The 17246-nt window shown below is 51.4% G+C and carries 9 protein-coding genes and 3 tRNA genes; all 12 read left to right on the top strand.

Annotated elements, in window-relative coordinates; translation table 11 throughout:
* Positions 1 to 18 precede the first annotated feature (18 nt).
* The 12 genes from LIZ87_RS04255 (at position 19) to LIZ87_RS04200 (ending at position 17230) form a co-directional block, all read left to right on the top strand.
* The gene (locus tag LIZ87_RS04255) at positions 19 to 4854 is read left to right on the top strand and encodes a PolC-type DNA polymerase III (RefSeq protein WP_227145457.1); all 4836 of its coding nucleotides are present in this window, start codon (positions 19 to 21) and stop codon (positions 4852 to 4854) included.
* Positions 4855 to 5056: 202 nt separating this feature from the next.
* Positions 5057 to 6427, top strand: a complete 1371-nt coding sequence (locus LIZ87_RS04250) for a sodium-dependent transporter (RefSeq protein WP_227145539.1) — start codon at positions 5057 to 5059, stop codon at positions 6425 to 6427.
* A 25-nt stretch (positions 6428 to 6452) separates the two neighbouring features.
* On the top strand, positions 6453 to 7871 hold the full coding sequence (locus LIZ87_RS04245) for an MBOAT family O-acyltransferase (protein ID WP_227145455.1): 1419 nt from the start codon (positions 6453 to 6455) through the stop codon (positions 7869 to 7871).
* An 83-nt stretch (positions 7872 to 7954) separates the two neighbouring features.
* Positions 7955 to 9043 carry a hypothetical protein gene (locus LIZ87_RS04240; RefSeq protein ID WP_178314931.1) on the top strand — a complete coding sequence of 363 codons (1089 nt, stop codon included), beginning with the start codon at positions 7955 to 7957 and terminating at the stop codon, positions 9041 to 9043.
* 74 nt (positions 9044 to 9117) lie between these two features.
* Positions 9118 to 9191: transfer RNA gene (locus tag LIZ87_RS04235), tRNA-Pro, on the top strand.
* Between the two features lie 66 nt (positions 9192 to 9257).
* A tRNA-Glu gene (locus LIZ87_RS04230) sits at positions 9258 to 9329 on the top strand.
* A gap of 64 nt (positions 9330 to 9393) precedes the next feature.
* Positions 9394 to 9466: transfer RNA gene (locus LIZ87_RS04225), tRNA-Thr, on the top strand.
* A gap of 150 nt (positions 9467 to 9616) precedes the next feature.
* On the top strand, positions 9617 to 11362 hold the full coding sequence (locus tag LIZ87_RS04220; RefSeq protein WP_178314927.1) for a LytS/YhcK type 5TM receptor domain-containing protein: 1746 nt from the start codon (positions 9617 to 9619) through the stop codon (positions 11360 to 11362).
* Between the two features lie 36 nt (positions 11363 to 11398).
* A complete protein-coding gene (locus tag LIZ87_RS04215) occupies positions 11399 to 12118 on the top strand; it encodes a LytR/AlgR family response regulator transcription factor (protein WP_227145451.1) in 720 nt (239 codons plus the stop codon).
* 140 nt (positions 12119 to 12258) lie between these two features.
* Positions 12259 to 13734, top strand: a complete 1476-nt coding sequence (locus tag LIZ87_RS04210) for a carbon starvation CstA family protein (protein WP_227145449.1) — start codon at positions 12259 to 12261, stop codon at positions 13732 to 13734.
* Positions 13735 to 13994: 260 nt separating this feature from the next.
* Positions 13995 to 15239, top strand: a complete 1245-nt coding sequence (locus tag LIZ87_RS04205; protein WP_178315315.1) for an AI-2E family transporter — start codon at positions 13995 to 13997, stop codon at positions 15237 to 15239.
* 26 nt (positions 15240 to 15265) lie between these two features.
* The gene (locus tag LIZ87_RS04200) at positions 15266 to 17230 is read left to right on the top strand and encodes a fructose-1,6-bisphosphatase (RefSeq protein ID WP_178315313.1); all 1965 of its coding nucleotides are present in this window, start codon (positions 15266 to 15268) and stop codon (positions 17228 to 17230) included.
* The last annotated feature ends 16 nt before the right edge of the window (positions 17231 to 17246 follow it).

Below are 17246 nucleotides of genomic sequence, written 5' to 3'. Positions count from 1 at the left end.
TGAGAGAAGAAAGAATCTATGGCAAAGAATTTTCTGGAAGTATTTCCTACATTAAATATAGCCCAGCCGTTAAAAGAGCTTTTAGGCCTGGCACAGGTAGAAAAGATCACCTCTGCCAGGGATAGAAGCTCTATTCGGGTATACATAAAGAGCACCAGGCTTATCCATAAGCAGAATATCTATGATCTGGAAAAGGGCATCAAGGATCAGCTTTTCCCGGACAAGCTGATCACCATAAAGCTTTTGGAGCGTTACAGCCTGTCGGAGCAGTATACGCCCCAAAAGCTTTTGCAGATGTATAAAGACAGCCTGCTTTTGGAGCTGAAGCATTACAGCATCATCGAGTACACCATGTTCCGCAAGGCGGAGATTACCTTTGAAAAAGAGGATATTATGGTGCTGACCATTGAGGACACCATGGTGAACCGCGATAAGACAGCGGAGCTAAAGCGGGTGCTGGAAAAGGTCTTTGGGGAGCGCTGCGGGCTGCCGGTGGAGGTGCGGTTCAAATTCGTGCCAAAGAAGGATAATGGAAGGCGCCAGCTGATCGAGGAGAAGCTGGAGCGGGAGGCACAGGCCATCTATTGGAATAACCATAAGGAAGAGCTGGCGGCCATGGGCGGCATGAGCGCCAGGCCGGCAGCCGGAGTGCCGGGAGCTGGAAAGTCCGGAGAAAACGGATCCGGAACACCGGGAGCCGGAATGCCGGAAGGAAGCGTTGGAGCGCAGGACGGAAGCAGCATGGGAATGGCAGGCATACAGCCGGGAATGCCGGGCCAGGCAGAAAATATGCCGGGAGGATCCTATGCAGCCCAGGGCCTTATGGGTGGAAATGCACCTTCAGATGACAGCGCACCCTGGGATATGCTCATGGCCCAGGCGGCAGACGGCAGTCTGGCAGAAGAGGGAGACAGCCTGGCGTTAAGCCCTGCGGATACGGCGGCAGCCTATGCATCCGCCTTTGGAAATGGTGCGGGCGCTCCGGCGGGAAGTGCCCAGAATCCCAAGGCCTCCGGTCAGATCCTCGGCAGAGGCAAGAAGCCGGAGGTAGGAAAGCCTCAGCCGGGCAAAGGAAGAAAGGGCTGGGGAAAGGACAGGGATAATGGTTTTGGAGAAGACCGGAAATATTCCGTCAAGCGCTCCAACAATCCAGATGTGCTTTATGGCCGTGATTTTGAGGATGATTTCATCGAGATCGAAAAGATCGACGGAGAGATCGGCGAGGTGACTCTGCGGGGCCAGATCCTTACCTGTGAAAACAGGGAGCTGCGCAGCGGAAAATTCATCCTGACCTTTGACGTGACAGACTTTACAGACACCATCACAGTGAAAATGTTCATCCGCCCTGAGATCTTTAACGAGGTCAAGGCAGCCATTAATGTGGGAATGTTCATCAAGGTCAAGGGCGTTACCACCATTGACAAATTTGACGGCGAGCTGACCTTGGGATCCATCGTAGGTATCAAAAAGGGCGAGGACTTTACCAGTAAGCGTATGGACTCCAGCCTGGAAAAGAGGGTGGAGCTCCACTGCCATACGAAGATGAGTGATATGGACGGCGTCTCTGAGGTCAAGAGCATCATTAAACGGGCAAAGCAGTGGGGGATGCCGGCAGTGGCTGTGACGGACCACGGCTGTGTTCAGGCCTTCCCAGACGCAAATCATGCTCTGGACAAGGGAGATAGCTTCAAGATCCTCTACGGCGTGGAGGGCTATCTGGTGGACGATACCAAACAGCTGGTGGAGAATCCAAAGGGTCAGAGCTTTGCGGACACCTACGTGGTCTTTGACATTGAGACCACAGGCTTTAGCCCCCAGAAGAACAAGATCATTGAGATCGGTGCGGTAAAGGTAGCTGACGGGAAGATCACGGACAGGTTTTCCACCTTTGTAAACCCGGATGTGCCGATCCCCTTTGACATTGAAAAGCTGACGGGCATTAACGATGCCATGGTTCTTCCATACCCAAAAATCGATAAATTATTGCCGGAATTTCTGGAGTTTGTGGGGGATTCTGTCCTTGTAGCCCATAATGCTGGGTTTGATGTGGGATTTATCAGCCATTTTGCAGATGAATTGGGACTCCCCTTTGACCCCACGGTGCTGGATACAGTATCCATTGCAAGGCTGCTCCTTCCAAACCTAAACCGCTATAAGCTGGACACAGTGGCAAAGGCCCTTAACATTTCCCTGGAGAACCACCACAGGGCAGTAGATGATGCCGGGGCCACAGCGGAGATATTTGCTGTCTTTGTGAAAATGCTCCGTGACCGCGGTATCGAGGATCTGGACCAGTTAAACGGCTTAAGCACCATGGATGCCCAGGCGATCATGAAGCTTCCCACCCATCATGTCATTATCCTGGCGAAAAATGACATTGGCCGTATCAACATGTACCGCCTGGTGAGCTGGTCACATCTGGAGTATTATGCCAGAAGGCCCAGGATACCGAAGAGTCTTCTGGATAAGTACCGGGAGGGCCTGATCATCGGCTCTGCCTGTGAGGCAGGAGAGCTGTACCAGGCATTGCTGCGCGGCGCGCCGGATACGGAGATTGCAAGGCTGGTGAATTTCTATGACTATCTGGAGATACAGCCTCTGGGGAACAATGCCTTTATGCTCCGTGATGAGAAGAGCACAGTCAAGACAGAGCAGGATCTGATTGACCTCAACAAAAAAATTGTGGAATTGGGAGAGCATTTCGGCAAGCTGGTATGCGCTACCTGTGACGTCCATTTTCTGGATCCCCAGGACGAGGTCTACAGGCGCATTATCATGGCAGGCCAGGGCTTTAAGGACTCTGACGACCAGGCACCCTTGTATCTTCGCACCACAGAGGAAATGTTATCGGAATTTTCCTACCTGGGACCGGACAAGGCCTACGAGGTGGTGGTCACCAATACCAGGAAGATCGCTAACATGTGTGAGAAGATTGCCCCTGTGCGCCCTGACAAATGCCCTCCGGTCATCCCGGATTCTGATAAGACGCTGACAAAAATCTGCTACGACAGGGCCCATGAGATGTACGGGGAGGACCTGCCCCAGATCGTTGTGGACCGCCTGGAAAAGGAGCTGCACTCCATCATCACCAACGGCTTTGCGGTGATGTACATTATCGCACAGAAGCTGGTGTGGAAGTCCAACGAGGACGGCTATCTGGTGGGCTCACGAGGCTCCGTAGGCTCCTCCTTTGTGGCAACCATGTCAGGTATCACAGAGGTAAATCCCCTGAGCCCACATTATCACTGTCCAAAATGCAGGTACTATGATTTTGACTCTGAGGAGGTAAAGAAGTTCTCCGGCATGGCGGGCTGTGATATGCCCGATAAGAACTGTCCGGTGTGCGGGACTCCTCTTCAAAAGGACGGCTTTGACATCCCCTTTGAGACCTTTTTGGGCTTTAAAGGAGATAAGGAGCCTGATATTGACCTGAACTTTTCCGGTGAATACCAGAGTAAGGCCCATGATTACACCGAGGTCATTTTCGGAAAGGGACAGACCTTCCGTGCAGGCACCATCGGCACACTGGCGGATAAGACGGCCTTTGGCTATGTGAAGAAGTACTACGAGGAGCGCGGCACCAGAAAGCGGGGCTGCGAGATCAACCGCATTGTCCAGGGCTGCGTGGGAGTAAGGCGCACCACGGGACAGCATCCCGGAGGCATCATCGTCCTTCCGCTTGGTGAGGAGATCTACTCTTTTACCCCGGTACAGCACCCGGCAAACGATATGACCACCTCCACGGTGACCACCCATTTTGACTATCATTCCATTGACCATAACCTGCTAAAGCTTGATATCCTGGGACACGATGATCCCACCATGATACGTATGCTCCAGGACCTGACAGGCATTGACCCTGTAAAGGACATTCCCTTAGACAGCAAGGAGGTTATGAGCCTGTTCCAAAATACCTCCGCTCTGGGAATCACGCCGGATGATATCGGAGGCTGTCCCTTAGGGGCTCTGGGCGTGCCGGAGTTTGGCACGGATTTCGCCATGCAGATGCTTCTTGATACAAAGCCGAAGTATTTCTCCGACCTTGTGCGTATTGCGGGGCTGGCCCACGGTACGGACGTGTGGCTGGGCAATGCCCAGACCCTGATCCAGGAGGGAAAGGCCACCATTCAGACAGCCATCTGTACACGAGACGACATCATGGTCTATCTCATTGCCCAGGGCCTGGAGCAGGGACTTTCCTTTACCATTATGGAGAGCGTGCGAAAGGGAAAGGGACTGAAACCGGAGTGGGAGGAGGAGATGAAGGCCCACGGTGTGCCTGACTGGTACATCTGGTCCTGCAAGAAGATCAAATACATGTTCCCGAAAGCCCATGCGGCGGCCTATGTCATGATGGCCTGGCGCATTGCCTACTGTAAGATCTTTTATCCGCTGGCTTACTATGCGGCATTTTTCAGTATCCGCGCCAGCGCGTTTTCCTATGAGATCATGTGCCAGGGGCGGGATAAGCTGGAGTACTACCTGGCAGACTATAAAAAACGCGCCGATACCCTCTCAAAGAAGGAGCAGGATACCCTGCGGGATATGCGTGTTGTCCAGGAAATGTATGCGAGGGGCTTTGATTTTATCCCTATCGATATCTACCGGGCAAAGGCAAGACATTTCCAGATCATAGACGGAAAGCTGATGCCCTCCTTGAGCAGCATCGACGGATTGGGAGAAAAAGCAGCGGAGGCTGTGGTGGACGCAGTAAAGGACGGGCCCTTCCTGTCCATTGAAGATTTTGGCAGCAGGACAAAGGTAAACGGCACCCTCTGTTCCCTGATGGCAGATTTGGGATTGTTAAAGGACCTGCCTCAGTCAAATCAGCTGTCCCTGTTTGATTTTTCGTAACAGTTCAGACGGCTGCCGGGAGCTATGGCGCAAAATCGTTGCTATTTTTCCGATTCTATGATAACATGTGAAAGAGTTCTTTGCTGTGCAAGGACTCTTTCTTGCTTTTTATGGACTTTCTTCACTTAAAAGCGGTAAAGCGGCAAACTTTCGGTGGGGGACAGCCAGAAGAGTTTGGTAAAATATATATGGGGGAATGAAAATGGAACGTGAAAAATTTTCGTCCAGGCTGGGCTTCATCCTGATATCAGCAGGCTGTGCCATTGGACTGGGCAACGTATGGCGTTTTCCGTACATTGTAGGACAGTACGGCGGCGCTGCATTTGTAGTGATCTATCTGGTATTTCTTCTGGTCCTGGGACTTCCGATCGTTGTCATGGAATTCGCAGTAGGCCGGGCCAGCCGAAGGAGCGCGGCTCTGTCCTTTGACCTGTTGGAGCCAAAGGGGACAAAGTGGCATTGGAATAAGTATATCGCCATGGGCGGCAACTATATGCTCATGATGTTCTACACCACAGTGGGCGGCTGGATGCTGCTTTACTTCTTTAAAATGCTGCTCGGAAGCTTTGAAGGCCTGGACGGTGCAGGTGTGGCAGGCGAATTCGGAAATATGCTGGCGGATCCTGTTCTCATGGGTATTTTTATGGTGCTTGTAGTGCTTATCTGTTTTGGTATCTGTGCGATGGGGCTTCAGAATGGCGTTGAGCGCATTACAAAGGCCATGATGGTATGTCTGCTCATGCTCATGGTAGTCCTGGCTGTGCACTCCATGGTGCTGGAGGGCGGCGGACCCGGACTGGAATTTTATTTAAAGCCTGATTTTGGGAAAATGGCCTCTGCCGGGATAGGCGATGCGGTATTTGCCGCTTTGGGCCAGTCCTTCTTTACCCTGAGTATCGGTATCGGTGCCCTGGCAATTTTTGGAAGCTATATTGGAAAGGAGAGGAGCCTTACCGGCGAGGCCATCAGCGTTACCCTGCTTGATACCCTGGTTGCCTTTATGGCAGGCCTGATCATATTCCCGGCCTGCTTCGCTTACGGCATTGAGGTCTCCTCCGGTCCCTCCCTTATCTTTATCACGCTGCCCAATGTATTTAACCACATGGCAGGCGGAAGGATCTGGGGCACCCTGTTTTTCCTGTTTATGTCCTTTGCGGCGTTTTCAACAATTATCGCCGTGTTCCAGAACATTATTTCGTTTGCGACAGACCTGACAGGCTGTTCCATCAGGAAGGCGGCTGTCTGCAATATCATTGCGATCATTGTCCTGTCTGTTCCCTGCGTTCTGGGCTTTAATATCTGGAGCGGTTTTGAACCTCTGGGTGCAGGAAGCACCGTGTTGGATCTGGAGGATTTCATATTGAGCAACAACCTTCTGCCCATTGGAAGCATGATCTATCTCATGTTCTGCACCAGCCGTTACGGATGGGGCTTTGAGAAGTTTATGGCAGAGGCCAATGAGGGAGAGGGCGTGAAATTCCCTACATGGGCAAGAGTATATGTGAGCTGCATCCTGCCGCTGATCGTGCTGGGGATCTTTCTCCAGGGCTACGCATCAAAGTTTTTCGGATAACGAACATAGGAAGAGAAGGGCCGGTATGCAGTTTAATTCATATTTATTTCTAATGGTGTTCCTCCCTGCCGTGCTGGCAGGATACTTTGGGCTGTGTGCAGCAAAGAAGGGAACATGGGCAAAGCTGTTTTTGACTGGGGCGTCCCTTCTCTTTTTTGCATGGGGAAATCCCTGGTATCTCATCCTGCTCCTTGGCAGTGCAGTGGTGAACTGGATATTTTCCTGTCTTCTTCAGAAAAAGAAGAGCAGGGGAGTGCTGGCTGCAGGCATTGCAGCCAATGTGCTTGTACTGTTCTACTATAAGTATTTCCATTTCTTTCTTGACAATCTGAATGTGCTGCTGTCCCAGGATATCTTTTTTAAGGATATCCTTCTTCCGGTAGGCATCAGCTTTTTTACCTTTCAGCAGATTGCCTGGCTGGTGGATACCTATAGAGGGGAGACAAGAGGGTATTCCTTTTGGGACTACCTTCTTTTTACAGTCTACTTTCCAAAGATCGCCATGGGGCCTATTATCCTTCACTGGGAATTTATGCCGCAGCTTCAGGATGAAAGCCGCTTAAGGCCGGATCCTGAGAAGCTGGCCAGAGGGCTTATGCTGCTGGCTGCAGGCCTTTTTAAGAAGGTGATACTGGCAGAGTGCTTTGGAGCTCCGGTGGGATGGGGATTTTCAGCGCTGGAGGGCTTAAGCGCAGCGGATGCCTTCCTGGTGATGCTGGCATATACCTTTCAGTTATATTTTGATTTCAGCGGATACTGTGATATGGCCATGGGAGTTTCCCTGATGTTGGGTCTGGAGCTTCCACAGAACTTTGATTCGCCCTACAAGGCGCTGTCGCCGGTGGAGTTCTGGAAGGGCTGGCACATGACCCTGACGCGCTTCCTGCGCACCTATATCTATTTCCCGCTGGGAGGCAGCAGGAAGGGAAGCGTACGGACTTATGTGAATATTATGGTCATTTTCCTGGTGAGCGGGATCTGGCATGGGGCTAACTGGACCTTTATCCTCTGGGGATTTCTCCACGGGCTGGCACAATGCCTTACAAGAGCCTTTGGAAAGCAGTGGGACAGGCTTCACGTGGCATTTCAGTGGATGGTGACCTTCGGATTTGTGAATCTGACCTGGGTGATCTTTCGGGCCGACAGCATTTCCCAGGCAGTATCTTTCTTAAAAAAGCTGGGAAGGTTTGAACATATGCAGATAAGTCCCGGCTTTATCGAGAGCTTTCAGCTGGTGGAGCTTCCGTCGTTTTTCCGGAACCATAGGGTAACGACAGTGATGCTCCTGTATGTGATAGCGCTATACATAGTGATGAACACGGAGAATTTGTCGAAAAAGCAGTTTCGTCCTACGGTCATGAGTGCCCTGGGGACTGCGCTGATGCTGGTATGGTCGGTGTTGTCGCTGTCAGGGATTGCTACATTTATTTACTTTCAGTTTTAAAGCCTGCCGCCTGCGGGCCGGCTGCGGCGTAAACAGGGCGGCGGATTACAGGAGAGAAAAGATTGAAACAGCAGACAGAGGATATGAAAATGGTCAAAGGGATATATAAGCGCTGGCTCTGGGGAGTGCTGGGGCTGACGTTTGCTGCGCTGATCATCTGCGGCGGAGTAGTGGCAGCCGTGGATCCGTTTTTCCATTACCACGGGCCAATAGAAGGCTTAAGCTATCCCATTGACAGCGAGCGCTACCAAAATGATGGTATCAGCCGTCATTTTGCTTATGATGCCGTGCTGACAGGCACGTCTATGACAGAGAATTTTAAGGCTTCCCAGTTCGACCGCCTTTTTGGAGTGACATCCATCAAGATCCCTTTTGGAGGGGCAACCTATAAAGAAGTGGACCAGACAGTGAGACGGGCGATTGCATATAATCCTGAGATCAGAGTAGTGCTCCGGAGCCTGGATGGAAACTTCCTTCTGGCAGATAAGGATGACTGGAATGAGACAGCTCCTAATCCGGATTACCTCTATGATGAAAATATCCTGAATGATGTGAACTATGTCTGGAACAAGGAAGTATTGTTTGGAAATGTGAAGAGCGTACTGGGCCTTACGAAGGCGGGAGGTCATACCACGACCTTTGATGAGTATATGAATTGGGCGCCGGAGAAGGAATGGGGGAAGGAGGCAGTCCTCAGAACCTATGGAAGAGTGAAGGAGCGCCCAAAAGAGCTGCCCTTTACAGAGGAAGACCGGGTCATGGTGACAGAGAATCTGGAGCAGAATGTGCTGGCGTCGGCCAGAGCAAATCCCCAGATCACTTTTTACTATTTTATACCGCCTTACAGCATCAGCTATTGGGACAGCGAACTGCTGAGCAAGGGGGAGCTGAGAAGGTATGCGGAAGCCCTCAGGCTGGAAGCGGAGCTGCTTCTGGAGTGCGAAAATGTAAGGCTGTTTGGGTTTGATGACCAGTTTGATATTACCTGTGACCTGGGGAACTATATGGATGTGATCCATTATTCGGAAGCAGTGGGTGACCAGTTGATCCAGTGGATGGCAGAAGGGGAGCACAGGCTGACGAAGGAGAATGCAGGGGAGTATTTTGAAAGGGTGGAGGAGTTTTATAGAAATTATGACTATGACAGGCTTTATGAGCCGGAAGAGGAATAGTTACAATTTTTTTAAAAACTTTGACAATTTATGGTTGACAACTGGAGGGTTTTGTATTATACTACCAAAGGTATCGAGGCGTGGCTCAGTTTGGTAGAGCGCTGCGTTCGGGACGCAGAGGCCGCGTGTTCGAATCACGTCGCCTCGATTATGAACAGAAGCTTATAGCGGATTGTTCACCTACATAGGAAACAGATATTGTTTCCCAATGTAAGGCCTGATGGTCAAGCGGTCAAGACGACGCCCTCTCACGGCGTAAACCCGGGTTCGATTCCCGGTCAGGTCATGAGAAAGAGGCTGCTGCATGTGCAGCGGCCTTCTTTCATCTTAAGAACAGAATATGTTCGGATGCCATTGTAGCTCAGCCGGTAGAGCACTTCACTCGTAATGAAGGGGTCGCGTGTTCGAATCACGTCAATGGCTTTTCAGACAGAGCAGGACATGGAGCAGCAGGCAAATTTTGTATTGCCTGCTATTTTTATGTTCTGTTTTGTATTTGTCTGCAGAATATTATCTGTTCAAGCTTTTTAGAATCATGTATAATGTGTGATAGAAGAGAGCGGGAGGGGGACTATGGCAGACAGCATTTTTCTGAATATGATACTGAATATCGGACTTCTTGTGCTGGTGGCCGGGGTTCTGACAAGGATCCCGGTTGTTCGGCGGCTGCTTCTGGATGAGAGCAATTCCTTTTTGGGAAAATGTGCTCTGGCAGTGATCTTCGGCCTTATGAGCATCCTGTCCACCTACACGGGAACAAGCGTTGCAGGGGCTATTGTCAATACCAGAGTGATCGGCGTGCTGGCTGCCGGGCTTTTGGGAGGCCCTGCCGTGGGGATCGGCGCTGCCCTGATCGCAGGGGCTCACCGCTATCTTTTTGATATCGGCGGCTTCACCGCTGTTTCCTGCGCGGTATCCACCTTTGCGGAAGGCATGCTGGGGGCGCTGTTTTCCCACTATTTCCGCAGGGGAAGATGGGATAATTTTGGCAGCTTCTTCCTGACAGCAGCCACAGAGGTGATACAGATGCTCATCATCCTCTGCCTTGCCAGGCCCTTTGACCAGGCATTGGCGCTGGTAAAAATCATAGCCCTTCCCATGATCCTGCTAAATTCCATCGGCATGGTGGTCTTTATCGGAACCTTCAATATCGTATTTGTGGAGGATGACAATGCGGCTGCCGGGAGGATCAGGCTTGCGTTCCAGCTCATGGAGCAGAGTCTTCCTCATCTGCGCAAGGGCCTGCAGAGCAGGCCGGATATGGAGGCGGTAGCCGGGATCATTTTCCAGTCTATCAAATGCTCCTGTGTAATGATAACGAACAAAAAGGAGATACTTGCCCTGGCTGCAAATGAGAAGGACAGGGAGCGTTTTTCCTTTCATGGGCTTCCTCCTCATGTGCAGGAGGCCATGGAGAAAAAGGAGGCGCTGTCCTGCACCTTTGATGATAAAAAGAAGCCTCTGTATCCTGCGCTGAAAAATGATGTGCTGGTAGCTGCCCCTCTGATCCAGATGGAGCAGACGGCTGGCTGCCTGGTGCTGATCGCCAAAAGACAGTGGCATTCTTCCAATGCTACTGTGACCTTTTTAAAGGAGCTGTCGCGTCTCTTTTCCACCCAGCTGGAGCTGGCTGATCTGGATTATCAGAGGCGCCAGCGAAAGAAAGCGGAATACCGGGCGCTGAGATCCCAGATCAATCCCCATTTTCTGTATAATGCCCTGAACACCATTGCCAGTGTCTGCCGGGAGGATCCGGAGCGCTCCAGGGCTCTTTTGCGCACGCTGGCAACCTATTACCGCCAGACTCTTGAAAATGACCGCAATATTGTGAGCCTTGCTACAGAGCTTTTTCAGGTAATGAACTATCTGGAGCTGGAAAAGGCCAGGTTTGAGGAAAAGCTTCAGGTAGAGATGGAGGTTCCTGAGGATCTGCACTGTATGGTCCCATCCTTCATTCTGCAGCCGTTGGTGGAAAATGCCATCCGCCATGGTGCGGACCGCCGGGGATACCGCTATGTGAAGATCAGGGCAGAAGAGCAGGACGGGGGAGTAACGATCTGTGTGTCGGATCATGGACCGGGCTTTCCGCCGGAGGTCCTAAGGCAGCTCTATGAGGGAGAGGCCTCAGAAACCGGAAGGAGCATTGGCCTTTTCAATGTCCACAGGCGGCTGAAAAGCATTTATGGAGAAGAGGGAGGACTCCGGATTTCTTCCTCTCAGGAAGGCTCTGAAGCTGCCTTCCTGATATCTCCCAGCCCGGTGGCAGATATGCTGGCAGAGGAGTACCGGGAAGCTGCTGCAGGGACAGCCAGGTCATAGGACCTGGGGCTTAACACAAGAAAAAGGAGGATAAGAGTGAAAATTGCAGTAGTAGATGACGAGCGCCCGGCGAGGAGCGAGCTCATTCACCAGATCAGGGAAATATTGCCGGAAGCCGGTATTTTTGAGGCTGACAGCGGAGTGGCGGCCCTGGGGCTCTTTGGAAGCCAGAGCTTTGACATTCTGTTCCTGGATATCAATTTAAATGATATGGAAGGAACGACTCTGGCAGCTGCCGTCAAGCGCATGATGCCTGACGCCCGCATTATCTTTGCCACGGCCTATTCAGACTATGCGGTAAAGGCCTTTGAGCTGGGAGTGGAGAATTACATATTAAAGCCCTTTGAGCCTGAGAGGGTAAAACAGGTCCTGGAGCGCTGTGTCCTCAATATGGAGGAACGGAAGGCTGCGCCGGCCTCCACAGGGCGGCTGGCAGTGAATACCAACAGGAAGACGGTGTTTCTGGAAATCTCCCAGATCGCCTATATTGAAACGCAGGGGCGCTCCTGCATTCTTCATACCCAGTCAGGAGATTATGCAGAGAACCTGCTTTTGGGAGATTACGAGAAAAAGCTGTCGCCCTATGGCTTTTACCGGATACACAAAAGCTATCTGGTGAACTTAAACGCCGTCAGTGAGCTGTTCCCCTGGGCCAGCAACAGCGTTGCCTTAAAGATGCGGGGCTTTGAAAAGGATATCCTTCCGGTAAGCCGTGAAAAGGTGCGTAAACTGCGGCAGCTCCTGCACTTATCCTGACCATATCTTCCCTCATGTTACCGTTTATACGGCAAAACCTACAGTTCATACAAGAACTCTTCTCTTTTTCTGACCATTTTGTATAATACAGACAAGAAAGCAAGAAAGATAAAAGGCAAAATAAAAGAAGGAGGGTTCATATGTTTAGCTTTTTTGGATGTATTGCACTATTGATCGGGGGATTCTTTTTATACGGAAAATTCACATCGAATGTATTTGGCCCGGATGACCGGAAGACGCCGGCCATTACCATGGAGGACGGAACAGACTATGTGCCAATGGGAAATGCCCGCATTTTCCTGATCCAGCTGTTAAACATCGCGGGCCTGGGCCCTATATTCGGAGCACTGGCAGGAGCAGCCTGGGGCCCCAGCGTATTTTTGTGGATCACCTTTGGAACGCTTTTGGGCGGCGGCGTACATGACTATATGATCGGTATGATGTCCATGCGCCACAAGGGAGCCAGCGTGTCCGAGCTGACCGGCATGTATCTGGGAAACGGCATGAAGCAGGTCATGCGTGTTTTCTCCGTTGTGCTCCTGGTCCTGGTAGGAGTAACCTTCTCCACAGGCCCTGCGAACCTTCTGGCTATGCTGACACCTACTGTCCTGGACGCAAAGTTCTGGCTGGCAGTGGTGCTGATCTATTACTTCATTGCAACCTTTGTTCCTATTGACAAGGTGATCGGCAAGATCTATCCGATCTTCGGCATCTGTCTGATCGTTATGGCCCTGGGCGTGGGCGGTGCCATTGTGCTGGGTGACTATACCATTCCAGAGATCACCCTGCAGAATCTGCATCCTGCAAAGACACCGATCTGGCCAACTATGTTCGTGTCCGTGGCCTGCGGAGCCATATCCGGCTTCCATGCAACACAGTCTCCCTTGATGGCACGCTGCATGACAGATGAGAGAAAGGGGCGCAATATTTTCTACGGAGCAATGGTAGCGGAAGGGATCATCGCCCTTATCTGGGCTGCGGCAGGCGTGGCATTTTACAATGGCACCGGTGGCCTGTCAGAGGCGCTGAAGGGCGGCCAGGCAAATGTGGTGTATGAGATCTGCTTTAAGACCATGGGCGGAGTAGGAGCAGTTATTGCTATGATCGGCGTGATCGCCTGCCCCATATCCTCAGCGGATACAGCCTACAGAAGTGCCCGTCTGACACTGGCAGACTGGTTCAAGATTGACCAGAAGCCGATTAAGAATCGTCTGCTGCTTACGGTTCCCCTTCTGGCTGTGGGCGCCTTCCTGACGCAGGTGGATGTCCAGGCGGTATGGAGATACTTCTCCTGGAGCAACCAGACTCTGGCAATGATCTCCCTGTGGGCAGCTTCCGTATACCTGTTCCGCCGGAGACGCAGCTACTGGATCACCGCCATCCCGGCGACCTTTATGTCGGCTGTGTGCAGCACCTACATTTTAATGGCAAGCGAGGGCTTCCGTCTCTCTGCCGCCATTTCCTACCCCGCAGGCCTGGTATTTGCAGCAGCCTGCCTGGGAACCTTTGTATACACCTGTGTGTTGAAAAAGGGCAGGAATGCAGAGGCAGCGGCAGTGGAGGAGGCTCCGGTAAGGGGCTCTCTGGAGAAGCCGGTGCCTGTATCAGGAGATTGATCGTATTCTGAAAATCCGACAAAACGCGTCACTGGCGCGTTTTGCTGGATACTTCGTAATGAAGAAGGAGGCTGGTGAACGGATCACCGGCCTCCTGTTAAAATACCGTAAAAATCCACTTCTGTGCGCAATCCGCGAAAAATCCCAATTGCTGTAAGAATAGAGTCATGATATACTGGTGATATAAACCACAGATGGCAGTCTATTTTGAATGATTGGCCCAAATGAGGCAAAACTTACACCATAGGAGTAAATTTATCATGAAAAATCCCAAATTTAAACAATATATATACTGGGGTGTCACGGCGCTGGCAGTGATCGCCTGCAGCGTGGCCTTCGGCTTCTTTTTATCGCGGTTTGATGTGGTATCCAATGCCTTTGGAAAGCTGGCAGGGATCCTGATGCCCATCATCTATGGGGGCGTGCTGGCTTATCTGATGCTCCCGATCTACAACCGCACACTTTCACGGACAGAGGAGAAACTGAGGCGTGTGGTAAAGACAGAGCACACAAGGCGGGGGATCGGAAAGATGGCGGCAACGATCGTGAGCCTGGCAGTGCTTTTATCCATTGTAGCAGGGCTGTGCTGGATGATCATTCCACAGATCTACGACAGTATCCTGGGACTCCAGAGCAGCATTGAGGGCAATGTCAACAACCTGACCCAGTGGCTCACAAAGCTTTTGGAGGACAATCCATCCCTGGAGCACACTATCATGCCTCTGTACGAGCAGATGGTGGAGAAATTCCAGGTATGGCTCACCACAGAGGCTGTGCCAAATGCCTCCATGCTGTTTAACCGGGTGTCCACAGGCATCTTAAGCGTGTTTACCGTGGTGAAAAATATCCTGATCGGCATGATCGTGATGGTATATTTTCTGAATATGAAGGATACCCTCTGCGCCCAGTCAAAGAAGATCCTATACGGGCTTTTGCGGGTAAAGGATGCCAACCGCATCATCGGCGAGGTGCGCTTTGCCCACAGCGTGTTCGGGGGCTTTATCACAGGTAAGCTTCTGGATTCCCTGATCATCGGGATCATGTGCTTTTTTGCCATGAAATTTCTCAAAATGCCCTATGTGCTGCTTGTCAGTGTAATCATCGGCGTTACCAACGTGATCCCATTTTTCGGACCATTCATCGGAGCAATACCCAGCGCATTTCTGATCCTTCTGGTAAGCCCTATGAAGTGCCTGTATTTTTTGATCTTTATCCTGGTGCTCCAGCAGTTTGACGGCAATATCCTGGGACCGAAGATCTTAGGAGGCTCCACTGGGCTTCCCAGCTTCTGGGTGCTCTTTTCCATCCTGCTGTTTGGCGGTTTGTTCGGCTTTGTGGGCATGGTGATCGCAGTGCCGGCCTTTGCGGTCATCTACCGCTCGGTATCCGCCTATATCAGGGGCGCTCTTGTGAAGAAAAATCTGTCCGGAAGGACAGAGGATTATATGGAACTGGACTATATTGACGAAGAGGAAAAGGTATATGTAGAGCTGAAGAAAAAGTAAGCGAATGGAAAGAAAGGAGGAGGAGCATGGATAATCTTCAGATCAGGTATCTGGAACGCCTGTCAGAACTGTATCCAACCATAGCGGCTGCTTCCACAGAGGCCATCAACCTGGAAGCGATCTTGAACCTGCCAAAGGGCACAGAGCATTTTTTGACAGACATTCATGGGGAGTACGAGGCATTTTCCCATGTGCTCAAAAACGGCTCCGGCGCAGTACGCCGGAAGGTGAACGATGTCTTTGGGAATACCTTAAGCAAGCAGGATAAGCAGTCCCTTGCAACCCTGATCTACTATCCCAGGGAGAAAATGGCCCAGATCCTGGAGACGGCCAACAACAGGGAGGACTGGTACAAGATCACGCTGTACCGTCTCATTGAGGTGGCAAAGAGCGCAGGCAGCAAGTACACCCGCTCCAAGGTGCGCAAGGCCCTGCCGACGGAGTTTTCCTACATCATTGAGGAGCTCATGACAGAAAAAATGGATGTGCGGGACAAGGAATCCTATTACAATGCCATTGTCCAGACCATGATCCGCCTGGGCCGGGCGGAGGCCTTTATCGTGGCTCTCTGTGAACTCATACAGAGGCTTGTGGTGGACCATCTCCATATCCTGGGTGATATCTATGACAGAGGTCCCGGACCACATATCATCATGGACAAGCTCATGACTTATCATTCCCTTGATATCCAGTGGGGCAACCACGATGTGCTGTGGATGGGGGCGGCAGCCGGGCAGAGGGGCTGCATTGCCAATGTGATCCGCATCTGCGCCAGGTACGGAAACCTGGATATTCTGGAGGACGGCTATGGCATCAACCTTCTGCCTCTTGCCACCTTTGCCCTGGATACATATGGCAGTGATCCCTGCACCTGCTTCCAGCTCAAGGGAACAAACGCCTGCAGTCCCAGTGAGGCAGAGCTCAACATCAAAATGCACAAGGCGATCTCCATCATCCAGTTCAAGGTGGAGGGCCAGATCATAAGGGAGCATCCGGAATTTGGCTTAGAGAGCCGGAACCTGCTCCACTGCATTGATTTCGAGCATGATACGATCCTCATAGATGGGAAAGAATATCCCATGCTGGATACGAATTTCCCCACAGTGAACCCACTGAATCCATACGGTCTCACGGAAGAAGAAGCGTTCATCATGGACCGTCTGGAGAAGGCATTTTTAAATTGTGAAAAGCTCCAGCAGCATATGCGCTTCCTCCTGGCAAAGGGAAGCCTTTACAAGGTCTACAACGGCAACCTGCTCTACCACGGCTGTGTGCCCTTAAATGAGGACGGCAGCTTTAAGGAGGTGGAGCTGTACGGAAACAGATATAAGGGAAGGGAGCTGTACGAGTATCTGGACAGCTGTATCCGGAAGGGTTTTGTGTCAGTGGATCTGGCAGAGCGGGAGCGGGGGCGCGATATGATGTGGTATATCTGGCTCCATGAGAATTCCCCGCTGTTTGGAAAGGATAAGATGGCCACCTTCGAGCGTTACTTTTTAGCGGAGAAGGAGACCCACAAGGAGAAGAAGAATCCATACTATAACCTGTTAGAAAAGGAGGAGGTAGCCAACCGGATCCTGAAGGAGTTTGGCCTGCCGGAGGAGGACAGCCATATCATCAACGGCCATGTGCCCGTAAAGTCAAAGAACGGGGAGAATCCTGTAAAATGCGGCGGCAAGGTCCTTGTCATCGACGGAGGCTTTTCAAAGGCCTATCAGAAGGAGACCGGTATTGCCGGCTACACCCTGATCTACAACTCCTACGGCCTGATCCTGGCTGCCCATGAGCCCTTTGAGTCCACGGAATCCGCCATTGCCAATGAGAGCGACATTTACTCGGAAAGCATTGTCATCAAGCGTGTTTCCAGCCGCAAGCTGGTAGGAGACACGGATACAGGAAAACAGCTGCGTGCAAAGATACGCGACCTGGAGGAACTGCTGGAGGCATACCATTCCGGCATCATTGTCGAAAAGTTTCCTCTAAAAAAGTAAAAATAAACTTGCAAAA

Origin of the sequence: Lacrimispora sp. 210928-DFI.3.58, from assembly GCF_020554865.1 — a bacterium.
Lineage (GTDB): Bacteria > Bacillota > Clostridia > Lachnospirales > Lachnospiraceae > Enterocloster.
This window is presented reverse-complemented; position numbering and strand designations above follow the sequence as displayed.